20 protein-coding genes are annotated in these 21,567 nt (G+C 70.7%); 9 read left to right on the top strand and 11 right to left on the bottom strand.

The annotated features are described in order from the left end of the window. The first annotated feature begins 75 nt into the window (after nucleotides 1-75). The gene (locus tag AB0I43_RS15040) at nucleotides 76-1,689 is read left to right on the top strand and encodes a phospholipid carrier-dependent glycosyltransferase (RefSeq protein ID WP_356973334.1); all 1,614 of its coding nucleotides are present in this window, start codon (nucleotides 76-78) and stop codon (nucleotides 1,687-1,689) included. Here the strand turns inward: AB0I43_RS15040 and AB0I43_RS15035 are convergent. Together AB0I43_RS15035 and arcA are read right to left on the bottom strand one after the other, a co-directional pair. Next, complete coding sequence (locus AB0I43_RS15035) at nucleotides 1,686-2,045, bottom strand: GntR family transcriptional regulator (RefSeq protein WP_356973333.1); 360 nt, start codon at nucleotides 2,043-2,045, stop codon at nucleotides 1,686-1,688. The genes AB0I43_RS15040 and AB0I43_RS15035 overlap by 4 nt on opposite strands. A gap of 7 nt (nucleotides 2,046-2,052) precedes the next feature. Beyond that, nucleotides 2,053-3,288 carry an arginine deiminase gene (arcA, locus tag AB0I43_RS15030; RefSeq protein ID WP_356973332.1) on the bottom strand — a complete coding sequence of 412 codons (1,236 nt, stop codon included), beginning with the start codon at nucleotides 3,286-3,288 and terminating at the stop codon, nucleotides 2,053-2,055. A gap of 135 nt (nucleotides 3,289-3,423) precedes the next feature. On the opposite strand from arcA, the gene soxR reads away from it, so the two are divergent. Then, entirely contained in the window at nucleotides 3,424-3,945 is a 522-nt protein-coding gene (gene soxR, locus AB0I43_RS15025; protein ID WP_356973331.1) for a redox-sensitive transcriptional activator SoxR, read from the top strand. Here soxR and AB0I43_RS15020 read toward each other — a convergent pair. The 6 genes from AB0I43_RS15020 to AB0I43_RS14995 all read right to left on the bottom strand — a co-directional run bounded on the left by AB0I43_RS15020 (nucleotide 3,908) and on the right by AB0I43_RS14995 (nucleotide 11,303). Further along, on the bottom strand, nucleotides 3,908-4,792 hold the full coding sequence (locus AB0I43_RS15020; protein ID WP_357432174.1) for an SDR family oxidoreductase: 885 nt from the start codon (nucleotides 4,790-4,792) through the stop codon (nucleotides 3,908-3,910). The two genes, soxR and AB0I43_RS15020, sit on opposite strands and share 38 nt — an antisense overlap. A gap of 121 nt (nucleotides 4,793-4,913) precedes the next feature. Then, nucleotides 4,914-6,041 carry a glycosyltransferase gene (locus AB0I43_RS15015; RefSeq protein ID WP_356973329.1) on the bottom strand — a complete coding sequence of 376 codons (1,128 nt, stop codon included), beginning with the start codon at nucleotides 6,039-6,041 and terminating at the stop codon, nucleotides 4,914-4,916. Between the two features lie 77 nt (nucleotides 6,042-6,118). After that, a complete protein-coding gene (locus AB0I43_RS15010) occupies nucleotides 6,119-7,960 on the bottom strand; it encodes an EAL domain-containing protein (protein WP_356973709.1) in 1,842 nt (613 codons plus the stop codon). 43 nt (nucleotides 7,961-8,003) lie between these two features. Continuing rightward, nucleotides 8,004-10,175 (bottom strand): Rv1355c family protein, encoded by a 2,172-nt coding sequence (locus tag AB0I43_RS15005; RefSeq protein WP_356973328.1) that lies wholly within the window; start codon nucleotides 10,173-10,175, stop codon nucleotides 8,004-8,006. 253 nt (nucleotides 10,176-10,428) lie between these two features. After that, a complete protein-coding gene (locus AB0I43_RS15000) occupies nucleotides 10,429-10,863 on the bottom strand; it encodes a GyrI-like domain-containing protein (protein ID WP_356973327.1) in 435 nt (144 codons plus the stop codon). After that, nucleotides 10,860-11,303 carry a GyrI-like domain-containing protein gene (locus AB0I43_RS14995; protein ID WP_356973326.1) on the bottom strand — a complete coding sequence of 148 codons (444 nt, stop codon included), beginning with the start codon at nucleotides 11,301-11,303 and terminating at the stop codon, nucleotides 10,860-10,862. Before AB0I43_RS14995 ends, AB0I43_RS15000 begins: the two co-directional genes overlap by 4 nt. A 380-nt stretch (nucleotides 11,304-11,683) precedes the next feature. Here AB0I43_RS14995 and AB0I43_RS14990 point away from each other — a divergent pair, with 380 nt between their 5' ends. Next, nucleotides 11,684-12,685 (top strand): alpha/beta hydrolase, encoded by a 1,002-nt coding sequence (locus AB0I43_RS14990; protein ID WP_356973325.1) that lies wholly within the window; start codon nucleotides 11,684-11,686, stop codon nucleotides 12,683-12,685. Here the strand turns inward: AB0I43_RS14990 and AB0I43_RS14985 are convergent. Further along, nucleotides 12,682-13,635, bottom strand: coding sequence for an AraC family transcriptional regulator (locus AB0I43_RS14985; RefSeq protein ID WP_356973324.1), 954 nt, complete (start codon nucleotides 13,633-13,635; stop codon nucleotides 12,682-12,684). The two genes, AB0I43_RS14990 and AB0I43_RS14985, sit on opposite strands and share 4 nt — an antisense overlap. A 145-nt stretch (nucleotides 13,636-13,780) precedes the next feature. Between AB0I43_RS14985 and AB0I43_RS14980 the strand changes: the two genes are divergently transcribed. Beyond that, nucleotides 13,781-14,428 carry an NAD(P)-binding oxidoreductase gene (locus tag AB0I43_RS14980; protein WP_356973323.1) on the top strand — a complete coding sequence of 216 codons (648 nt, stop codon included), beginning with the start codon at nucleotides 13,781-13,783 and terminating at the stop codon, nucleotides 14,426-14,428. On the opposite strand, the gene AB0I43_RS14975 is transcribed toward AB0I43_RS14980, so the two are convergent. Beyond that, nucleotides 14,425-14,988, bottom strand: coding sequence for a type 1 glutamine amidotransferase domain-containing protein (locus AB0I43_RS14975; RefSeq protein ID WP_356973322.1), 564 nt, complete (start codon nucleotides 14,986-14,988; stop codon nucleotides 14,425-14,427). The genes AB0I43_RS14980 and AB0I43_RS14975 overlap by 4 nt on opposite strands. 99 nt (nucleotides 14,989-15,087) lie before the next feature. Next, nucleotides 15,088-15,399, bottom strand: coding sequence for a pyrimidine/purine nucleoside phosphorylase (locus AB0I43_RS14970; protein WP_356973321.1), 312 nt, complete (start codon nucleotides 15,397-15,399; stop codon nucleotides 15,088-15,090). A 74-nt stretch (nucleotides 15,400-15,473) separates the two neighbouring features. On the opposite strand from AB0I43_RS14970, the gene AB0I43_RS14965 reads away from it, so the two are divergent. The 5 genes from AB0I43_RS14965 (at nucleotide 15,474) to AB0I43_RS14945 (ending at nucleotide 21,518) form a co-directional block, all read left to right on the top strand. Then, nucleotides 15,474-17,042, top strand: coding sequence for an alkaline phosphatase D family protein (locus AB0I43_RS14965; RefSeq protein WP_356973320.1), 1,569 nt, complete (start codon nucleotides 15,474-15,476; stop codon nucleotides 17,040-17,042). Between the two features lie 118 nt (nucleotides 17,043-17,160). Continuing rightward, on the top strand, nucleotides 17,161-18,684 hold the full coding sequence (locus AB0I43_RS14960; RefSeq protein WP_356973319.1) for an FAD-dependent monooxygenase: 1,524 nt from the start codon (nucleotides 17,161-17,163) through the stop codon (nucleotides 18,682-18,684). A 203-nt stretch (nucleotides 18,685-18,887) separates the two neighbouring features. Then, the gene (locus tag AB0I43_RS14955; protein WP_356973318.1) at nucleotides 18,888-19,100 is read left to right on the top strand and encodes a hypothetical protein; all 213 of its coding nucleotides are present in this window, start codon (nucleotides 18,888-18,890) and stop codon (nucleotides 19,098-19,100) included. Nucleotides 19,101-19,140: 40 nt separating this feature from the next. Then, nucleotides 19,141-20,163: a winged helix-turn-helix domain-containing protein gene (locus tag AB0I43_RS14950; RefSeq protein WP_356973317.1), complete on the top strand. Its 1,023-nt coding sequence runs from the start codon at nucleotides 19,141-19,143 to the stop codon at nucleotides 20,161-20,163. 50 nt (nucleotides 20,164-20,213) lie between these two features. Next, a complete protein-coding gene (locus AB0I43_RS14945) occupies nucleotides 20,214-21,518 on the top strand; it encodes a cyclopropane-fatty-acyl-phospholipid synthase family protein (protein ID WP_356973316.1) in 1,305 nt (434 codons plus the stop codon). The last annotated feature ends 49 nt before the right edge of the window (nucleotides 21,519-21,567 follow it).

Here is a 21,567-nt window from a genome sequence, read left to right as displayed (position 1 = left end):
AGGTGGCCGGGATTCCGCGCGGCGGCTCGGTTGCCGGTGCGCGACCTTGTCCGCCGGACCGCATAACATCGGGGCGTGACCCAGGTGACCTCCCGCGCGACCGCTCCGTTCGGGAACGTGCCCTCGTGGTCGAGTCCCGCGCCGCTGCGGCCCGCGCCGGACTTCGGGCCGACCGACACCGTGCGTGGCTGGCTGGTCACGGCCTTTCTGACGGTGGTCGCCGCGGTCACCCGCTTCACCATGCTCAACTACCCGACCGATGCCGGCACACCGGTCTTCGACGAGAAGCACTACGCGCCGCAGGCCTGGCAGATGCTCACCGGCGGCGGCGTGGAGGACAACCCCGGCTACGGGCTGGTGGTGCATCCGCCGGTCGGCAAGCAGATGATCGCGATCGGCGAGTGGCTGTTCGGCTACAACGGCTGGGGCTGGCGGTTCACCGCGGCGCTCGCGGGAACGATCCTGGTGCTGTTGATCATTCGGATCGTGCGCCGCCTGGCCCGCTCCACGCTGATCGGCGCGATCGCGGGCATCCTGACGATCGCCGACGGCCTGCTGTTCGTCTCCTCCCGGATCGGCATGCTCGACATCTTCATGGCGCTGTTCGTCACCGCCGCGTTCGGCTGTCTCATCGTCGATCGAGACGACGTGCGCCGCCGGATCGCCCTGGTGGACGCGCAGGGCCGGATCGCGGCCGGCGAGTGGGGCCCGCGACTAGGCGTGCGCTGGTGGCGCTTCGGCGCGGGCGTACTGCTCGGCCTGGCCTGCGGCACCAAGTGGTCGGGCATCTACTTCATCATGGCTTTCGGCCTGCTCAGCGTGTTCTTCGATGTGGCGGCCCGGCGCGCGTACGGGGTGCGGCGGCCCTGGGTGGGCACGATCGCGCGCGATGTCGCCCCCGCGCTCTACGCGCTCGTGGCCATCCCGATCGGCGTCTACCTGATGACCTACTGGGCCTGGTTCGCCAGCGAGGACGGTGTCTACCGCTACGCCGTCGGCAATCAGATCGGCACCGGCGGCACCTGGTCCTTCCTGCCCGACGCCCTGCGCTCGCTGTGGTTCTACAGCGGGGAGTCGCTGCACTTCCACGAGACCCTGACCAACTCCGCCGGCAACCACCACCCCTGGGAATCCAAACCCTGGACCTGGCCGATGGGCCTGCGGCCGATGCTCTACTACTACGCCGACACCAACGTCTCGGGCTGCGGCGCCGCGCAGTGCGTGAAGGCCGTGATGCTGATCGGCACGCCCGCCCTCTGGTGGGTGGCGTTCCCGGTGCTGGCCTGGATGGCGTGGCGCATGATCGTGCGGCGCGACTGGCGCTACGCCGCGGTGCTCACCGGCTACGCCGCGGCGCTGCTGCCCTGGTTCCTCACCCTGGACCGGCAGATGTACTACTTCTACGCGGTCGCGCTGGCCCCGTTCCTGATGATGGGCGTGGCGCTGGTGCTCGGCGACATTCTCGGCCCGGCCCGGAATTTCGCGCTGCCCAGACCGGGCTGGTCGATTCCGCGCGGCCCGTCGGGCAACTACCTGCCGACCGAGCGCCGCAGTCTCGGACTGCTCGCCGTCTGCCTCTATCTGGGCGTGGTGGTCGCGAACTTCATCTGGCTCTGGCCGATTCTCACGGCCCTGCCGATCACGCAGTCGAACTGGCACGACCACCTCTGGCTGCCCAGCTGGCGTTAGGCCTCCAGCGCCGAGCGGATATACCGCAGCGCGGTCGCGTCGTCGACGCCGAGGCGGCGGACCGCCGCCACGTACTCGGTGGCCGCCCGACCCGCCGCGTCCCGGGTGGGATCACCGGAGGAGGCGATGAACGAGCCCTGCCGCCCGCGGGTTTCCAGCACACCGTCGGCTTCCAGCTCACGATAGGCGCGGGCCACCGTGTTCGGGGCCAGCCCGAGCTGGGCCGCCAGCGCTCGCACGGTCGGGATCTTGGTGCCCGCGGTCAGCTCCCCCGAGCGCACCTGGGCCAGCACCCCCAGACGCAGCTGCTCGTAGGGCGGGACGGACGACTCGTGGTCGAGGTTCAGAGTGAACATGGCGGGCTCACACGGCATCTCGGGACAGTGGACAGGACATACAGCGTGGGCCGCCGCGGCCGGAGCCGAGTTCGGATCCGGGGATCCGCAGCACCTCGATGCCGGCGTCGGCGAGCCGCACATTGGTCATTTCGTTGCGTTCGTAGGCGATCACCACGCCCGGCGCGACGGCGAGGGTGTTGTTGCCGTCGTCCCACTGTTCGCGTTCGGCGGTGACGCCGTCGAGCCCGGTGTCGATCACCCGCAGCTTTCCGATGCCCATCGCCTCGGCGGCCGCGGGCAGGAACGGATCCGGCCCGCGCATGCTGACCTCGCCGTCGTCCTCGCGGCGAATGGTGAACGCCTGCAGGGTGTCCCGCACGGCGGGGTACATCACCACCGCGTCGGTATCGACCATGGTGCACACCGTGTCCAGGTGCATGGTGGCCCGGTTCTGGGCGATCGGCACCACCAGCACGGTGTGCGCGAGACCGTCGTCGAACAGGCTGCGGGCCAGCGCTTCCGCGCCGGCGGGCGAGGTGCGCTCGCCGACGCCGACGGCCACCACGCCGGGGGCGAGCAGCAGCACGTCACCGCCTTCGATCGGCGCGGTGTGCGATTCGTAGGCGCGCCGCACGCCGAGGAAGCGCGGGTGGAAGGCGTAGATCAGGTCGGTGAGCGAGGTTTCGCGCATCCGCGCGGGCAGCGCGAGCGAGGTGATCGCCACGCGCGGGCCGACCCAGAACGAGGAGTCGCGGGTGAACAGCAGATTGGGCAGCGGGGTGATGACGAAATCGCCGCCGTGGTGCATGCGGCGCACCAGCGACGCGGCGTCCGGGCCGAAGGGTAGCTCGTCGAAGGTCATGCCCGCCATCAGCAGATCGGCCAGTTCCCGGGCCGGGACACCGCGCAGGAACGCCGCGAGTTCGTCGGCCAGCGCGTGCCCGAGCTTGCGGGCGTCCACGGCCGAGGAGATGCCCTGGATGCGCGCGGCCCCGCTGACCTGGAGGGTCTCGGTGAGCAGGTCGGCCAGCAGCAGCACCTCGACGCCGTGGTCGCGCAACACTCCGGCGAAGGTGTCGTGCTCCTGCTGGGCGCGCTCCACCCAGGGGATGCCGTCGAAGAGCAACTGGTCGTTGTTGCGCGGGGTGAGCCGCCGCAATTCGTCGCCCGGCCGATGCAGCAGCACCGTGCGCAGGGTTCCGACCTCCGAGGTCACCCCGAGACGTGCTTCGGCGCCGCGTGGTTGTGCGTCTGCTCCCATGACCCGACCGTAGTTCGCCACGGGCCGCTGAGCACGGAATTGGCGCGGATGTCGTGCCGTTACGGGCGGCTGGTCCGATTCTGCCCCCAGCACACCCTAACCTGAAGTATTGTTCAGGTGAATGGAGGAGCGTGCATGTCGACAGCCGATTGGCGAACGAAGGAGCTGACCCCCGGGCAGCTGTCCGAGCGTAGCGGAGTCGCGGTATCCGCGTTGCACTTCTACGAACGCGAGGGCCTGATCACCAGTCGCCGCACCAGCGGCAACCAGCGCCGCTACGCCCGGGAAACCCTGCGGCGGGTGGCGTTCATCCGCATCTCCCAGCGAGTCGGCATACCGCTCAGCGAGATTCGGGCCGCGCTGGACAAGCTCCCCGAGGGCCGCACCCCCACCCGCCGCGACTGGGAGACCCTGTCCACCACTTGGCGCAGCGATCTCGACGACCGCATCACGCAGCTGATTCGCCTGCGCGACAACCTGACCGGCTGCATCGGCTGCGGCTGCCTGTCTCTGGGCAGCTGCAAACTGGTGAACGAGCGCGATCAGCTCGGCGCGCAGGGCCCGGGCGCCGTGGTGCTCGACACCCACATCAACTGCCCGCCGGGCAAACCCGCCGCCGTCAACTGCCAGCCCGGGAAGCAGTCAGCAGCCGGTTGAACCGCGCGCTCATCTGCCGGATGACGAACTCGTAAGGGAGCGCGAACTTCCGGGCCCACCAGTAGCCGAAGCGGATGTCGGGCGAGCTGTAGACGATGAACCGATTGCGTTCGATGCCTTGGAGAATCGCCGCGGCCACCTTCTCCGGCGGCACCGCATGCTTGGTGAACCGCTTGGCCATCCGGTCCACCCGGGGTTCCCGCCGATCGATGCCGACCAGTTCGACGGTGTGCACCAGGGGGGTGTCCACCGCGCCGGGCGCCACCAGGTGCACCGAGATCCCGTGCGTCTCCAGATCGAAGCGCAGCACCTCCGACACGCCCCGGATGCCGTACTTGCCCGCACTGTAGGCGGCGTGCCAGGGCAGCGCGATCAGGCCCGCCGCCGACGAGACGTTCACCAGCGCACCGCCTTTCCCGGCCCGCACCATGGCCGGGACGAAGGTCTCGATGACGTGGATCGGACCCATCAGGTTCACCTCGACCATGTGCCGCCAGTGCCGGTGCTCGAGATTCTCCACGGTGCCCCAGATGGAGTGGCCCGCGACGTTCATCACGATGTCCAGGCTGGGATGTTCGGCGTGCACCGACTCGGCGAAGGCGGCCACGGCGTCGTAGTCGGTGATATCCAGTGCGCGGCTTGCCAAGACGACCCCGCCACGAGCCCGGATAGTTTCCACGGTCTCCGCCAGACCCTCGGCGTTGATATCGGTGAGCACCATCTCGGCGCCGGCCGCGGCGGCGGCGAGCGCGGTCGCGCGGCCGATCCCGCTCGCCGCGCCGGTCACCAAGGTCTTGGCGCCCCGCACCGTTGTCCGCCCGACCCGCCGCTGCCCCAACCCGCGCACCGCGACTCCCATTCTCCTAGACCCGTTTCACTTTCTCCGGAGGCTACTGCCCCGCGCCACGGGGATAGCCGAATTCCACCGGGGCGACACCCCCCAATCCTGGGGTCTCCTCCGCACCCGGCTAGCGCCCCAGCACCGCGAGCATGCCGTCCACCGCACGCGGCCAGGTGAATTGCTCGGCGCGGGTGCGCGCCGCCCGGCGGCGTTCGGCCGCCGGCCGGGCCAGCACATCGGTGACCGCGTGTGCGAACGCGGACGGATCGTCCGCGGCGATGGCCCCGCAGGCGGGGGTGACGATGTCGGCCAGCGCCGAGGACCGGCTCGCGACCACCGGCGTGCCCGCGGCCAGCGCCTCCAGCGCGGCCAGCCCGAACGTCTCGTGCGGACCGGGCGCGAGGGAGATATCGGCGGTGGCAAGCAGTTTCGCGACCATGGCGCGCTCGGAGATGAAGCCGGTGAAATGGATCGCGGGCACGCCCCCGGCCAGCGCGGGCACCGCGCGGGCCCGGCGCTCGAGCGCCTCGCGGCGCGGACCGTCCCCGGCCACGATCAGGCGCACCTCGGTCCCGGCCCGGCGCAGTTCGCCGATCGCCTCGATGCTGCGGTCCACCCGCTTCTCCACCGAGAGCCGCCCGCAGTGCACCAGCAGCGGATGGCCCGGCAGGCCCAGGTCGGCGCGCAGCGCCCGATCACGCCGGTGCGGGCTGAACAGCTCCAGATCCACCCCGAGCGGCACCAGCTCGACATTGGGCGCGCCGATGCGCTCGAACTCGGCGCGGGCGAAATCGGTGGTGCACACCACGATCTCGTAGTCGTCGGCGGTGCGGCGATTGGCCACGTCGGCCAGGCGGCGGGCCGCGGCGCGGGGCAGCACCTGCCCGAGCAACCGGTCCAGGCGTTCGTGCGAGATCATCACCCCGGCGATGCCGCGGCGGCGCGCCCAGCGCCCGAAACCGCGCAGCGTCAAGCGATCCGAGACCTCGAGCACGTCCGGCCGCAAGCCGGTCAGGGCATCGGCGACGCGGCGCGGGTCGGCGGCCCGGTAACCGCCCGTCCAGGGAATCGGCACGGCGGGCAGCGTCACCCGCAGCACGCCGGTCGGCAGGATCTCCTCGCGGCGGCGGGCGCCGGGCACGATCAGCACCACCTCGTGCCCGGCCGCGACGTAGCCCTCACCCAGGTGATGCAGAGCGGTGCGCAGTCCGCCCGAGCGCGGGCCGTAGAAGTTCGCCAGTTGGACTATGCGCACTCCTCGATCGTTCAACGGGTCGGGTGTGCGCGGGCGTGCTGCCGCGCAACACGGGGTGAACAGGAGGCGAAGAACCGTCAGCGGGGTGCGGCGCCCCGCCCGGCCCGGGGCAGTTCCAGATCCAGCGGGATGCGGCCGGTGGTCAGGTGCTCCTCGACCTCGTCGGCGGGCATCGGCCGCGCGATCAGGAAGCCCTGGGCGCGATAGCACCCCAGCCCGACCAGGGTGCGCGCGGCGACGGCGGTTTCGACGCCCTCGCCGACCACGCCGAGGCCGAAGGACCCGGCCAGGCCGATGATCGATTTCACGATCGCGAGATCGTCGGTGCTGGCGCCCAGGCGCTGGACGAAACCGCGGTCGATCTTGACCGCGTCGACCGGGAGTGCCTTCAGGTGCGACAGCGAGCTGTAGCCGGTGCCGAAATCGTCGATCGCGATCTGCACGCCCATGCGCTTGAGGCCGCGCAGCGTTACCTGGGTGCGCGCGAGATCCTGCACCACGACATGCTCGGTGATCTCCAGGCAGACCGAACTGCCGTCGATGCCGAACAGCCGCAGGATATCTTCGATGCGCTCGACGAAATCCAGGCTCACCAGCTGCACCGGCGAGACGTTGATCCGCATGACGACATTGGAAGCCAGGCCGCGCCGCCGCCACTCGGCGAACTGCGAGCAGGCCGAGCGGATCACCCAGCGGCCCAGCTCACCGGCGAGATTGGTGGCCTCGGCCACGGTGACGAAGGCGGCGGGCGGCAGCAGCCCCCGGGTGGGGTGCATCCAGCGCACCAGCGCCTCCAGCGCCACGATCCGGCCGGTGCGCAGGTCTACCTCGGGCTGGAAGTGCAGCAGCAGCGAGCCGTCGGACACCGCGCCGCGCAGATTCAGCTCCACGTCGTCCTGCAGTTCGAACTGGGCGCGCATGGCGTCGGTGAACACCGCGACGCCGTTACCCCCGCCGGATTTGGCCGACAGCAGCGCGTGGTCGGCGCGGCGCAGCACGTCGGCGACCGTCGTCTCGCCCGGAATGCCCACGGCCACACCGACGCTCGCGCCCCGGCTGACGGACTCGCCGCCGACGGTGACACGCCGCCCGATCAGCTGCTGGATCCGGGTGGCCTCCAGCTCGGCCGCCACCGCGTCCATCGGCTTGGCGGGCACGATGACGAACTCGTCGCCGCCCAGGCGGGCGATCATGTCGTTCGGGTCCAGGTTCTCGCGTAACCGGGAGGACAGCGTGCGGATGAAATTGTCGCCGGCGGTGTGGCCGAGGAAGTCGTTGAGCGCCTTGAGCCGGTCCAGATCCAGGAAGAGGGCCGCCACCGGGCCGGGCGCGCCGGAGCGCAGCCTGTCCTCCATGTGCTCGAGCAGGGCGCGGCGGTTGGCCAGCCCGGTCAGGTCGTCGTGCAGGGCGATGTAGCGCAGCCGTTCCTCGGCCACCACCCGCGCCTGCACCTGGGCGAACAGCGCGGCGATCGCCTTGAGCACGTTGAGTTCCCGGGTGCTCCAATCCCGGTCGCCCTGCTTGATGAAGCCGAGGACACCGGTGGATTCGCCGCGCGAGATCAGCGGCACCGCCGCCATCGCCACGGTGGGGATGCCGGAGGAGCGGCGGATCGTCTCCTGGTAATCGGCGGAGCGCGGATCGGGCCGCACGATGATCGGCTCGATGGCGTGCTCGAGTTCCCGGAAGACCGAGTCGGCGTGCTCGAAGTGCACGACCTCGAGCGGATCCGGGTCGGGGATCTCGCCCCGGTGCGGCCACTCGGCGATCAGCACGGTGACCCGGCGTTCGCGTTCGGTGTGGCGCAGATAGCTGAAATCGACGTCGAAATGCTCGACCAGTTTGGCCAGCACGCGTTCGCTCGCCGCCACCATGGTCGTGGCGTCGACGCCCATCAACTCGGCGGCGACTTCGGTCACCAACGAGTCGAGCGTTCGGCGAGGCACCCTGTCTCCGATCGTGCTAGCGGCGGTCGCCCGCGCCCGGCTTGTCCGACCCGCCCCACCGCCGGCTGCCATCCCCGAAGGGAAGCCGCCTGCTGCGGACCGTGGCTGCTGCCGCGTAGCTCAGGCGAAGCACCAATGCCATGATCTCATGCTCCGGCACTCCCAGCAGGTCCTGGAAACGGCCCTGAAGTGAAGTCAGTGTATCCGCGAAATCGGGGGAAATCGCGATCAACTCTTCGGGACGCCGCGCGTAGAGGAATACGGGCGAGACCGGCTGCACCGCCAGACCGCGCCGGCCCGCCTCCAACCACACCCGTTGCGTGGCCGCCCCGGCCCGGGCGTAGTCGGCCGGGCCGGGCACCCGGCCCGGGCACGGGAGGGTCACCGCGAGCACCGCGGAGCTGGAGAGCACCCGGTCGCGGGTGTATTCGCCGAGGGCGTTGCCGGCCGACCACTCGTGCAGCCGGGCCATCACGTCGGTGCGCCGGGCCATGCGCATTTTCGCCTGTTCGACCGGGGAAAGTTCGAGACTGCGGATGTCTATACCGGTGAGCGGGTCGTCACCGGGAAACCGTAATTCCCCGAATAGCTCCTCGTGTAAGCGCGGCGTCAGATAGCGGATCCGGTCGGAGTTGCCGAGGATGTCGGCGGCTTCGGCGATATCGGCCGGTGCGGTGACATAGCGGACGTTCCCCTCCTCGACCCGCGCGGCCGCCGCCAGGGCGGCGAGCACATGGTCCGACAGCGCCCCGCCGTTGCCCAGGCGCCGGTTGGTCTCTCGGGTCAGCGCGGCCGGGTAGTCCCGGGCGAGCACCGGGTCCGCGCCGGAGTCGAAACGTAACCGCGCGCTCAATGCTCCGGCATCGTCGTCGACGACCTCGTGCGGGCCCAGGATGCCGTGCGCGGCCGCGGCGGCGCGGGCGTTGTGCAGGGCCGCGCCGATCGCGACGGCGCTGCCGCGGTAGCCGATGTCCAGCGCCGAGGATCTGGTGCGCACCAGATCCATCCGGAGACCGCCGTCGTCCTCGCGCAGCACCCACGGCTGGGTGTTGCCGCCCGAGGGTGCCCGCTGCGCGCATTGCAGGACGCGTTCGATCGCCGTCGTGGCCGGGCTGTCGCCGCCGGGCTCGCTCGCCTCGGCGGCCGTTTCCTCCACCGGCTCCGGCTCGGCCAGCGCGTCCAGGCCGCGCTCCAGATCGATGCGCACCCGGCCGGAGGACAGCTTCTGGCCCAGGCCGATCCGCCGCACCGCGCCCGCCACGATGGCCGCGCCCAGCTGCACCTCGCTGCCCAGTTGCGGCCAGGTGGTGACGGTTTCGTCGATCTCGACCAGGCTGGCGGCCATCCGGGCGGACAGTTCGCCCGGGTCGAGGATGCGCATGACGTGCGGGGCCTTGTCCTTGGTGCTGAGCCCGCGCAGATCCGCGCCGGTGGTCGCCCCGAGCAGGCCGTGGAAGGGCAGCCGCCCGGGTTCCAGGTCGTAGCGCTCGACGTCGAACAGGCCGCGGTCGCTGGTCTCCATGAGCAGCGGGACGCGGTGCCGGCGCGCGCCCTCGCGGACCGCGAATTTGATGTCGAGCGAATCGCATTCCTCGACGACGAGGGTCAGGCCGTCGAGGAACTCGTCCACCGACTCCTCGGTGACCCCGGCCGTGCACACCTCCACCGGCAGGTACGGATCGAGTTCGGCGATCCGGCGCGCGGTGACGATCGATTTGTTCACGCCGATGTCGAAGATGTTGCCCGGCACCCGGTTCAGGTTGGACAGCTCGATCTCGTCGAAGTCGGCCAGCCGCAGCATGCCGCAACCGCCCTCCAGGGCGATGGTGTAGGCGCAGGCGTGGCCGACGCTCTGCCCGACGACGCCGATGCGCAGCTCGCCGAGCCGTTCCTGTTCGGCGCGGGTGAGTTTGTTGCGGTTGCGGTCGAGCCGGATGGCGCGATAGGAGACCTCGTCCAGCAGACCCACCAGCGCGCGCCGCCACGGGTAGTAGACCCACCGATCGGAGCTGGTCGCGGTGGGTGGCTCGGTGATCTTGCCGAGTTCCAGGCGCAGCATGTCGCGCAGGTCGACGATCCGGACGCGCGGGGATTTCCGCAGCTGTGCGAGCACGGCGAGATCTTCCGGGGCCGACTCGTCGAGGATCAGCGGCCGATAGTCCACACCGGGACCAAGGTCACCGTTCATGCCTGCGCACGTCCTCCGATCCATGGCTGCCGGGTGTGGTGAATCCGCAGCGCACGAGTTTGCCTAGGGCAGTATCCGTCATCCGACAGGAATTGACCAGGCGTCTGGCTAATCTTCCGAAAACTCATCGCGGGACCGGAAATCCCTGCAGGTCAAACGATCATGGACGAACCGGGGCCGGAATCGAGAGACCAGTCGGTTCCAATTAGGTTAACTTTTGGCTATGTCCAGCGGGGCCCGCGGGCGCTCGGCGCTAGATCAGAATGGAGATGAACAGCTCCACCGACTGCGGACCGCGCCAGATCTCGATCTCCTCGCGGTAGGCGCGGGTGATCTCGGCGGAGGCCGTCGCGTCGTCGACCTGAGCCCAGACGTCCTCGACCGGATCGTGGTAATCGCCGTTGGGCTCGAAGCGCGCGTACACGCCCTTGGGCACCGAGACCAGCAGGTCACCGACCGGAACCTCGTCCGGCGCAGGGTATTCGAAGCTCACGATGGCGTTGTAGTTGCCGGCCGGATCGGGCACGTACACCGTGTACATCGGATGCTTGTCACCGGAGCGCTCGCGCAGCCGGTCCTTGAGGAACTCGATCAGATCGCTGTTGCTGACCTTGAAGCTCGGGCGCACCCGCGGCACCACCAGACCGCCGTAGATCGCCGCGTTGCGCACCGCGATGGTGTATGTCATGACCCCTCGACCGCGAGGTAGAGCTCGATCTTGTAAGCGTGCGGGTAACACTCGAAATCGCCGCTGTGCGTGCGCCGGATCTGCTTGTGCTCCTCGGCGTAGGCGATCTGCGTCCACAGGTCGGTCATCACCTGGGGGAAGTTACCCACTGAGGAGAAGCGCGCGTAGGTGCCGCGCGGCAGCCGGGCCACCAGGTGGCCGCGGGTGACCTCCGCGAACGAGCTGCACTGATACCCGACGATCTGGGTGTTGTAGGTGCCGAGCTCGCCGGTGTAATCGGTGAAGGCACTGGCCAGCGGGCCGCCGAGATCCTGGTGCAGGATCGCCGCCCAGGCCGCCTCGAGATCGTGATCGCGCAGTTCCCCGAGCGCGCGCTTGGGGCTGCGGACCGGCAATCCGGCGACCCACGTCTCGTCCCGCTCGACGATTTCAAACTGCATGGAAAGGACTCTCTCGCGGTGGCATTCCGGTCGCTGCCCGCATCCGGTCGGCTGGAAAGGCCATGCTATCAACCCGGGCCGACACGCAGTGTTCGCCGCCACGCCGCGTCGCCGAGTCGGCACCGGCGCTGAACTGGACGAATGTCCGGCAGAGGCTCCGGCGGCCCGCCGGCAACCGCTCCGGCGGACCCGCGGCCGACCGCCCCGATACGAATAGTCCTGGGGCAGAGGCAAATTCACGGCTATCGCCGATCGCGCCGGATTTTCCGCCGCGCCGTTGTGTCCCAGGCCACACTCGGGTACCTTCCGTAATTCGAGACTGAATAGTTTCACAAATTGCCGGGCCCCGCCGGGGCGCGATGGACAAGGTGGTCCAGATCATGAAATTTCGCGTGCTGCTGCGCCGGGCGACGGCCGCGGCGCTGACCGCTGTCGCGGTCTGTGCCCTGGCCGCCACGGCCACGGCGGACGACCTCGCTCCCGGCACCACGGCGCAGCGCCTTTTCGGCGGCCCCGGCCCACATCCGGTCGCCACCACGGTGCGGACGAACTCCTGCCAGGACTCGGTCTTCGGCATGATCCAGCACATCGCCGTGCACCTGTTCGGCAATCGCGACAGCCCGACCTGCACCCAGGCGTTCCCCAACGGACTGGAGTCGCCGATCGGCGTGAACACCTACTACCCGGGCGATCTCACCGCGCCCGCACCGCTGCTGGTGTTCACCCCGGGCATCAACTCCAACCCCGGCATGTACGACGCGCTCGCCCGGCAGTGGGCGAGCCACGGCTTCGTGGTGGTGCTGCCCTACGACTACGTCAACTCGCTCGCCCACGTGCCCACGCTGGGCCTGGCCACGGCGGTGCTCGCCGCCCGGGACCCGAACTCACCGCTCTACGGCCGGATCGACCTGAGCCGCACCGTCTTCGGCGGGCACTCCGCGGGCGGTCAGGCCGCGTTGCAGGCCGGGGCGCTGTTTCCCGGCGTCGCCGCCGCCATCGATCCGGCGCTGCGGATCGCCGGCGTGCTGGCCATCCAGCCCGGCCCCCTGGCCCTGGGCACGCTGCTCGAGGTGCCCACGCTGTTCCTCACCGGCTTCAACGACTGGGTGGTGCCCGATTTCGCCTGGGTGCGCTGGTGGCAGTACAACCTGACCGGCCGGGCGCCGGCCTGGATCGCCAATGCCCGTGGCGTCAGCCACTTCTCGCCGGTCGACGGCCTGGACGCCTACCTCTCCGCGGGCACAGCGCTGGCCTACCTGCGCTACCTCGCCTACGGCGACGACACCGCCGCGCGGTTCTTCACCGGATCGGATTGGCTGCTGCCCCAGGACAAGACGTACTTCAGCGTGCAGCGCAACGCCGCCGCCGCGGCCCTGGACTAGCCGGCCCGCAGCCGGCGCACCGCGCCCGGCGAGGTGCCGACCACCCGCTTGAACGCGCGGCTGAACGCCGCCTCGGAGTGATACCCGAGACGGTGCGCCAGCTCCGCGACCCCGATGTCCTCGCGCTCCAGGCTGGTGCGCGCGACATGCATCCGCCAGCGCGTCAGATACTGCATGGCCGGCTCACCGACCAGCTCGGTGAACCGGGCGGCGAACGCCGAGCGGGACATCACGGCCTCGGCCGCGAGCGCCGACAACGTCCAGGCGCGGGCCGGATCCCGATGGATCAGCGCGATGGCCGGGCCGATGCGCGGATCCCGCAGGGCGCCGAGCCATCCGGTCCGGGCCGCCGGATCCTGCTCCAGCCAGGAGCGGATGGCCTGGATGACCAGGATGTCGGCCAGCCGCGTGATCACCGTCTCCCCGCCGGGGCGCAGCTGTCTGGCCTCGTCGGCGATGAAGCGCACCGTCGCGTCGATCCAGGCGCCCTGCGGCGAATCGGTGCGCCCGACCCGGATCACCTCCGGCAGCAGCTCGAGCAGGTGCCGGGCCGCGGGATCGTCGAAGCGCACGGCGCCGCAGATCACCGTCGCGGGCGTGCCGCCGCCCCCGTGCCGCAGGATCTCGTAGCGCTCGCTCACGAGTTCGCGCGGCAGCGCGTCCAGCGGGGTGGCGTGCACACCGGGCGCGCTGGTCAGCAGGTGCCCGGCGCCGTGCGGCACCAGCGCCAGATCACCCGCGGAAAGCCACTGGCCCGCACCGGGTTCCACCTCCAGCCAGCAGGCGCCCGCCGCCACGAAGTGGAACATCACGCAATCCGGCCAGACCGGCAGCGCGACGCCCCACGGCTCGGTGAAATCCGAACGGCCGTAGAACACGCCGCTCATGCGCAGCAGGTGCAGCGCCTGGCCGAGCGCGTCGTCGGAGCGCCACAGAGGTTCGACCACCATGCTCACCAGTATGTGAACGTGCGCAGCGGCCGTCCACGGCGCTGGACGATCGGGCAGGAACCTTCGACGGGAGGGCATGGTTCGTCCCGGTTCCGGATTCGAGACTGGATGTCGAGCAACACATCTCAACTCGAAGGAGTCTCCGATGCAGGTTCTGGTAGTCGGTTCGACCGGTGGATCCGGCCGTGCCGCCATCGATCAACTGCTGGCCGCGGGCCACGAGGTCACCGCGTTCACCCGGACGCCGGGCGGCGCGCGGCGGCCGGGATTGCGCTACGCGATCGGCGACGCGCTCGCGGCCGGCGACGTCGACCGGGCGGTCGCCGGGCACGACGCGGTGGTCGTCACCCTCGGCATCAGCGAAAACCCGCTGCGGGTCCGGCTGCTCGGGCCGGCCGGGACGCCGATGGCGGTGCGCTCGCGCGGCACCGCGAACGTCGTCGCCGCCATGCGGCGGTACGGGGTCCGGAAACTGGTGGTGCTGAGCGCCTTCGGGGTCGGCGACTCCGCACCCGGTCTGACGCTGACGAATCGGCTGTTCTACCGGGTGATCCTGGCGCCGCAGATCGCCGACACCGAACGCCAGGAGGCCCTGGTGCGGAGCAGCGGGCTGGACTGGGTGCTGGCGCGGCCGGTCAACCTGACCGACGAACCACACGACGCCATGCCCGCCACCGCCGACCGACCGGCGGTGCACACGGTGCCCCGGGCGGGCGTCGGCCGGTTCCTGGCCCGCGCCGTCGCGGACGCGGCGCTGGTCGGGCAGGCGGTGACGCTGTCCACCCCCGGCTAGTCCCGGGATTCCACCGTCGTGCAGATGCCCTCGATGAAGTCGCCGAGGTCGCCCGGATTGCGCGAGGTGATCAGCGGCCAGCCGTCCTCGTCGGACCGGACCATCGACTCGTCGACCCATTTGCCGCCGGCATTGGTGATGTCGGTGCGCAGCGACGGGTAGGAGGTCAGGGTCTTGCCGGGCAGCAGCCCGGCCTCCACCAGCAGCCACGGGCCGTGGCAGATCGCCGCGATCGGCTTGCCCGCGCCGGCGAAATCCTTGGCCAGGGCCAGCGCGTGCTCCTCGATCCGGAGTTTGTCGGCGTTCACGGTGCCGCCGGGCACCACCAGCACCTCGAAGTTCCCGACCTCGACGTCGGCGAGGGTGGTGTCCGGCTGCAGCACCTCGTCCGGCTGGGTGTCGTGCCGGAAGGTCTGCACGCCTTCGTTCTTCGGCGCCGCGTGGATCACCTGGGCGCCGAGGGCGCGCAGCTGCCCCAGGGGCACCACCAGTTCGTCACGTTCCACCCCGGTGTTCGAGGTGGCGATCAGCACTCGGACGCCTGCCAGCCGATCCGCCATGGGAGCTCCTTCCGTCGCGAACATGTCTCCTGTCGAGCATGCCGCGATCGGCGGCGGCTAAACCTGCCGGACGCGATGGCACTGCCTGGGGCCGGTGTCCTAGCCGTAGTGGCAGACGTAGTGCACGGTGTCGAGGACCTCGATCTGGAAGGAGCTGTCGCCCGGCACGCTGAAGGACTCGCCGCCGCGGTAGGTGACCGGCTCGGTCTCGCCCGCGAGGGTGACCTTGCACTCCCCCTCGACCAGCTCCATCACCTCGGGCACGCCGGTGCCGAAGGTGAGCGTCGCGGGCAGGATGACGCCGACCGACTTGCTGGTGCCGTCGGCCAGGGTCAGCGCGTGGCTGACGCACTTCCCGTCGAAGTACACATTGGCCTTCTTCGCCACGCTGACGTTCTCGAACTGCGCCATGATCTCTTTCCCGAGGTTGAGGTGGAGCCGTCAGCTTACTGAGGCGCCCGGCCGGGCCGAACGTACCCTGATGTATGGCTTTGTCACGGCGTGCGCTGCTGGCGTTCGGGGTCGCCGGGCTGGCGGGCGCGGCGACGGCCTCCAGCGCGGTGTTCCCGGCGCCGCGCTGGCGCGGCACCTACCCGTTCGCGCTCGGCGTCGCCTCGGGCGATCCGCGGCCGGACGGCGTCGTGCTGTGGACGCGGCTGGCGCCGGAGCCGCTCGCGCCGGACGGGCTGGGCGGGATGCCGCGGCACCCGGTGTCGGTGGACTACGAGGTGGCCCACGACGCGAATTTCGAGCGGATCGTCACCCGCGGCGCGGCCGTCGCGACGCGCGAGCTCGGCCACAGCGTGCATCCGGAGGTGCACGGGCTGGAACCGGATCGGTGGTACTTCTACCGGTTCCGCGCGGGCTCGGCGATCTCGCCGACCGGACGCACGCGCACCGCCCCGGCGGCGGGCTCGCCGCTGGCCCGGCTGCGGCTGGGCGTCGCCTCCTGCCAGTCCTGGGCCTCGGGCTACTACACCGCCTACGAGCACCTGAGCCGCGAGGATCTGGATCTGGTGCTGCATCTGGGCGATTACATCTACGAGCGGGCCTGGAACCATCGCCGGGAAGGCACACCGCCGCACGCCTTTCCGCGCGGCGAGGCCGTCGACCTCGAGGGCTACCGCCTGCGCTATGCCCAGGCCAAGGCCGAGCTGCCGCTGCAGGCCGCGCACGCCGCGTTCCCGTGGCTGATCACGATGGACGATCATGAGGTCGACAACAACTGGGCGGGCGACAATCCCGGCCTCGGCTTCGACATCGCGCTGCTGCGCCCGCTGTTCCTGCGCCGCCGCGCCGCCGCGTTCCAGGCCCTGTACGAGCACCAGCCGCTGCGTCTGGAACAGCTGCCCAAGGGCCCGGACATGCGGCTGCACCGCCGCTACCGCTTCGGCGATCTCGCCGACCTGACCATGCTCGACACCCGCCAGTACCGCACCGCGATCCCGTGCAGTCAGACCCCGGTCGCGGGCTGCGACGAACGCTTCGCCACCGACCGCACCATTCTCGGTGCGCCGCAGCGGGATTGGCTGCTCGACGGCTTCACCGACTCCCCCGCGCGCTGGCAGGTTCTGGGCAATCAGGTGGCGATGGGCGAGGTCGACACCGATCCCGGGCCGGAGATCCGGGTGTCCACCGACGCCTGGGACGGCTATGTCGCCGATCGCAACATCGTGCTGGGCGCGGCGGCGCAACGGCAGGTCGGCAACCTGATCGTGCTCACCGGCGACAAGCACGAGCACTGCGCGAGCGATCTGCGCAGTGATTTCGCCCGGCCCGAGGCGCCGGTGGTGGGCGCGGAGTTCGTCGGGACCTCGATCACCACCAATGGCGACGGCGCCGAGATGACCGAGCACGGGCGGCGGCTGCTGGCGGCGAACCCGGACCTGAAGTTCTTCAACGCCCAGCGCGGCTATCTCCGGCTCACCCTGGACAACACGCTGTGCCGCACGGATTTCCGGGTGGTCCCCTATGTGACCCGCCCCGGCGCGCCGGTGCTGACGCGAGCGAGTTACGTCGTCGAAGACGGAATCCCCGGCACCACCGAGGCCTGACAAATCGTTTCCCCTTCTAAAGATATAGCGCACCCGGGGGCTTGCGGCAAGACCCGGTTCATCCCGCAGAATTGCCCGCCTACGGCTGAACAGCCACCGTGGAGATTGGGAGAACAGCTTGTCCGACATCGACGTGATCATCGTGGGCGCGGGCCCGGCGGGCCTGACCCTCGCCGCCGAACTGGCCCTGGCGGGCGTGCGGCCGCTGGTGCTGGAGAAGCATGCCCTCCCCCGCGACGTGCCCAAGGCCAGCGGGCTGGCGGGCCAGATCCTGGAGGTGCTGCACTACCGCGGCATCCTGGACCGCTTCGAGGCCGCGAGCAGCAATCCGCACCTGGCCGCCAAGTTCCCCTTCGGCGGCACCCATCTGGACCTGACCGAGCTGCCGGATCCGCCGCTGCGGGCGATTCCCTTGCCGCAGCGCGAAATCGAGCGACTACTCGGCGAGCGGGCGCTCGAGCTCGGCGCGGAGATCCGGCGGGGCCACCAGGTCACCGGCCTCGGCCAGGACGCCGCCGCGGTGACCGCGCAGGTGCAGGGGCCCGACGGCGAGTACGAACTGCGGGCGAAGTACCTGGTCGGCTGCGACGGCGGGCGCAGCCGGATCCGTGAGCTGGCGGGCATCGATTTCCCCGGCACCACCTATCCGGAGGTCAACCGGGTCGCCCAGGTCAGCGTGCCCGACTCGGTGCGGCTGCCCGACGGCGATCTGGAGGTGCCCGGACTGGGCCGGGTGCGGGCCGGATTCACCCGGACCGAGCGCGGCATGTTCGCCTTCGCCGCCAACCCGGGCGGGGTGTTCCTGCAGACCGTCGAGGACGAGACCGCCGATTACGACGACGACGTGCCGCTGACGCTGAGCGAGCTCGCCGACAGCGTGCGGCGCGTGCTCGGCGCCGAACTGCCGATGTCGGATCCGACGCGGCTGTCCCGCTTCACCTTCAAGGACCGGCAGGCCGAACGCTACCGCGCGGGCCGGGTCCTGCTGGCCGGTGACGCCGCGCACCTGCTGCCCGCCACCGGCACCGCCCTGAACGTGGGCATGATGGACTCGGTGAACCTGGCGTGGAAACTGGCCGCCGAGGTCCGGGGCTGGGCTCCGGCCGGCCTGCTGGACACCTACCACCAGGAGCGCTACTTCGCCGGGGCCCGGGCCCGGCTGCAGACCCGGGCACAGGTCGCGCTGCGCCGCGGCATCGATGACGCCGCCGACGCCTTGCGCGAGATCTTCCAGGAACTGCTCGCCGACGCGCCCGCGGCCCGGCGGGTGGGCGCGATGATCGCGGGCACCGACGTGCACTATCCGCTGCCCGGCATCGAAACGCAGCCGCTGATCGGCACTTTCGTCCCCGATCTCACTCTGCATACCGAATCCGGGACGACCAGCGTGGCCGCGCTGCTGCCCGCCGGCCGTGCGGTCTTCCTCGACCTGGCCGGCCATCCGGAACTGCGCGAGCTCGTCGCGCAGTGGAGCGCCCGCGTCGATGTCCACGCGGGTATGAGCGACGATCAGCCCGCCAACGCCCTGCTGATCCGCCCGGACGGGCAGATCGCCTGGGCGGCGACGGGCGACGGGGCCGCCGACACCGCGACCCTGCGCACGGCCCTGGCGCACTGGTTCGGCACCCCGTCCGTCTCGTAAAACGTCCGGGCCGGCCTGTTCGGCGCGATCGTGCCGAGCGGGCGTTCAACCGGGCGCGGCGGCGTGGACCGCGTCGGCGATCGCCGCGGGCCAGGCCCTGGCGGCGGTGCCGTCGGGGTGTTTAGGCCAGGGCCGAATGGTGGTGCGGGAGTAGCTCGCCGATTCCTACGCTGATCATCGCAAGCTGACCCAGGAGGCTGACGATGATGAACCAGGCAACCGTGCGTGCCGACGGGATGGCCCCGCTGGTGCTCGCGGACGGAATCGCCCAGGCGTGGCGGCGCGGCCGGGAGTGGTTGCGGGAGGCGCATTTCCCCCGCACCACCACCTCCGGCGCGGCGGAACCGCGATCGGTGCCCGAGATGCTGGTGGCGCTGGATCCGTTCAATCCCGCGCCGGGCCGCGGCCGGCGCTGAGCGCGCGTACCGTGACCAGGAAGAGATTGCGAGGCCCCGGATGAAGCGGCTGCACTTCACGCCCGAAGACTTGTCGCGGGTCCGGATCGGCGCGCCGCTGGGCGCGCTCGGCGAGACGCTGCTGGCCACCCGGACGGTCCAGCGCGGTCGCGCACCGCTGTTCGACGGCTGGCGGTCCCAGGTCGTCACCCGCATGCCCGAGAACTTCGGCGTGCTCGCCGATCTCGCGCCCGCCGACGGCTGTTTTCTAGACCTGATCACCCCGACCCGCGGTGCGCGGACCATGTCCGAGGGCATCACGGCACTGCACCTGGCCTCGCGCGAGGAGTTGCGCCGCGAGGTCGCGTGCCTGGCGACCAGCGAATGGGCCTCGCCCACCGCGCCTTTGCCGGCCTGGGCGGCCAACCTGCCGGACCGCGACAACCGCACCGTGGGCGAGGTCGCGGCCGCGTTCCAGTCGTTCCACTCGGTCGCCTTCGCCGACCGCTGGACGCATGTGGAGTCCTATCTCGACGTCGCCGTGGACCGGATGGCGCGCACCATGGCCACCGAGGGCGTGGAGGGCCTTTTCGCCGGCCTCGCGCCCTACGCCCGCTGGCGCGCACCGGTTCTCGAGGCCGTCAGCAGCATGAGCCACGAGGACCGGCACCTGCGCGGCCGCGGTCTGGTGCTGGTGCCCGCCCTGTTCGTCTGGCCGGAGCCGGTACTGCTGCGCTCCGCGATCGACGAGTCCGCGCCGCTAACCATGATCGTCCCGGCCATCCGGGATATCGGCGATTTCGCCGCCGCCTGGGGACCGCGCACACCCAACGAAGCGCTCAACGCGCTGCTCGGGCGCACCCGCGCCGCGGCGCTGCAGGAGATCGCCGAGGGTTGCAGCACAACCGAACTCGCGCGCCGGCTCGGCGTCAGCCCGGCGACCGCGAGCGAGCACGCCTCGATCCTGCGCGAGGCCGGCCTGATCGACAGTCGGCGCGAACGCAACGCCATGCGGCACCGCGTGACCACGCTCGGCGCGGCGCTGCTCGACGGCGATCTCGACACCGGCCTGCGAATCGCCTGAACTACGTCGCTGCCCCCGATTACCCAGGTCGACGGCCATAGTGTGAAGCCATGGGCAACACAGCGACCGTCGCCGAGACGTTGGAGCCCCTGCTCCGGACCGCGCTCGGAGACCAGCCGGCGATCACCTTCGAGTTCTGGGACGGCAGTTCGATCGTTTCGGGTCCGGACTGCCGGGGCGTGATGCGGGTGCGTTCCCGTGACGCGCTGAGCTATCTGGTCTGGGCGCCGGGCGAACTCGGCTTGGCCCGCGCCTATGTCTCGGGTGAACTGGAATTCGAAGGCGATGTCTTCACCGTGCTGCGCACGCTGCAGCAGTCGGCGCCGCACGACGCCGACCTCGGCTGGGACGCCGCGCTGCGCGCGGTCGGCGCCGCCGGGCGGCTCGGCGCGCTCGCCCATCACCCGAAGCCGCCGCCGGAGGAGGTGCGCCCGCTGCGCGGCGGGCTGCACACCAGGCGCCGCGACGCGGCCGCGATCAGTCACCACTACGACGTCGGCAACGATTTCTATCGCCTGGTCCTGGGCGCGAGCATGACCTACTCCTGCGCCCGCTTCGTGCGCCCCGACGACCGCGGCGCCGAGCCCGCGAACCCGACCGTGGCGCTGGCCGACGCCCAGCGCGCCAAGCACGATCTGATCTGCCGCAAGCTCGGTCTGCGGCCCGGGATGCGGTTGCTCGACGTGGGCTGCGGGTGGGGCTCGATGGCGCTGCACGCCGCGGCGGCCTACGGCGCGCAGGTCGTGGGCGTCACCATCAGTCAGGAGCAGGCCGAGCTGGCCCGGGAGCGGGTGATCGAGGCCGGGCTGCGCGGCGAGATCGAGATCCGGCTCTCGGATTACCGCGATCTGCGCGGCGAGCAGTTCGACGCGATCTCCTCCATCGGCATGTTCGAGCACGTCGGCACGAAACGCACCGGCGAATACTTCGACACGCTGCGCGCGCTGCTGCGGCCCGAGGGCCGGCTGCTCAATCACGCCATCTCCTCGATCGGCGGGTCCCGCATGCAGCATCGCTCGTTCATCGGCCGCTACGTCTTCCCCGACGGCGAACTGATCGATGTCGGCGCGGTCGTGCTGGCCATGGAGCGCGCGGGTTTCGAGGTGCGAGACGTGGAATCGCTGCGCGAGCACTACGCGCTGACCCTGCGGCACTGGGTCGCCAATCTCGAAAACCACTGGGATCGCGCGGTTTCCATGGTCGGTCCCGGCCGGGCCCGGATCTGGCGGCTCTACATGGCCGCCTCGGCGCTGGGTTTCGAGGACGGCGGGCTGGGCCTGCACCAGATCCTCGGCGTCGTCCCCGACGCGCACGGCCACGCGGGGATGCCGGGCACCCGGCGCGCCTGGCACTGATCGCGGCTGTCGGCGCACTGTCGGCGGGCTGTCAGCGCACCTCGGCATC

The organism is Nocardia sp. NPDC050435 (genome assembly GCF_040655395.1).
Lineage (GTDB): Bacteria > Actinomycetota > Actinomycetes > Mycobacteriales > Mycobacteriaceae > Nocardia.
Note: the sequence above shows the minus strand (reverse complement) of the source record. Positions and strands in the feature narration are given on the sequence as shown.

What these genes read in the sequence shown, in the direction of transcription:
- soxR (WP_356973331.1), top strand. Translation starts at nt 3,424, where the DNA reads ATGTCGACAGCCGATTGGCGAACGAAGGAGCTGACCCCCGGGCAGCTG.
- AB0I43_RS15000 (WP_356973327.1), bottom strand. Translation starts at nt 10,863, where the DNA reads ATGACATACACCATCGCGGTGCGCAACGCGGCGATCTACGGCGGTCTG.
- AB0I43_RS14970 (WP_356973321.1), bottom strand. Translation starts at nt 15,399, where the DNA reads ATGGCGCAGTTCGAGAACGTCAGCGTGGCGAAGAAGGCCAATGTGTAC.
- AB0I43_RS14995 (WP_356973326.1), bottom strand. Translation starts at nt 11,303, where the DNA reads ATGCAGTTTGAAATCGTCGAGCGGGACGAGACGTGGGTCGCCGGATTG.
- arcA (WP_356973332.1), bottom strand. Translation starts at nt 3,288, where the DNA reads ATGGGAGCAGACGCACAACCACGCGGCGCCGAAGCACGTCTCGGGGTG.
- AB0I43_RS14955 (WP_356973318.1), top strand. Translation starts at nt 18,888, where the DNA reads ATGATGAACCAGGCAACCGTGCGTGCCGACGGGATGGCCCCGCTGGTG.
- AB0I43_RS15005 (WP_356973328.1), bottom strand. Translation starts at nt 10,175, where the DNA reads ATGAACGGTGACCTTGGTCCCGGTGTGGACTATCGGCCGCTGATCCTC.
- AB0I43_RS14985 (WP_356973324.1), bottom strand. Translation starts at nt 13,635, where the DNA reads ATGGTGGTCGAACCTCTGTGGCGCTCCGACGACGCGCTCGGCCAGGCG.
- AB0I43_RS14975 (WP_356973322.1), bottom strand. Translation starts at nt 14,988, where the DNA reads ATGGCGGATCGGCTGGCAGGCGTCCGAGTGCTGATCGCCACCTCGAAC.
- AB0I43_RS14990 (WP_356973325.1), top strand. Translation starts at nt 11,684, where the DNA reads ATGAAATTTCGCGTGCTGCTGCGCCGGGCGACGGCCGCGGCGCTGACC.
- AB0I43_RS14965 (WP_356973320.1), top strand. Translation starts at nt 15,474, where the DNA reads ATGGCTTTGTCACGGCGTGCGCTGCTGGCGTTCGGGGTCGCCGGGCTG.
- AB0I43_RS15035 (WP_356973333.1), bottom strand. Translation starts at nt 2,045, where the DNA reads ATGTTCACTCTGAACCTCGACCACGAGTCGTCCGTCCCGCCCTACGAG.
- AB0I43_RS14950 (WP_356973317.1), top strand. Translation starts at nt 19,141, where the DNA reads ATGAAGCGGCTGCACTTCACGCCCGAAGACTTGTCGCGGGTCCGGATC.
- AB0I43_RS14980 (WP_356973323.1), top strand. Translation starts at nt 13,781, where the DNA reads ATGCAGGTTCTGGTAGTCGGTTCGACCGGTGGATCCGGCCGTGCCGCC.
- AB0I43_RS14945 (WP_356973316.1), top strand. Translation starts at nt 20,214, where the DNA reads ATGGGCAACACAGCGACCGTCGCCGAGACGTTGGAGCCCCTGCTCCGG.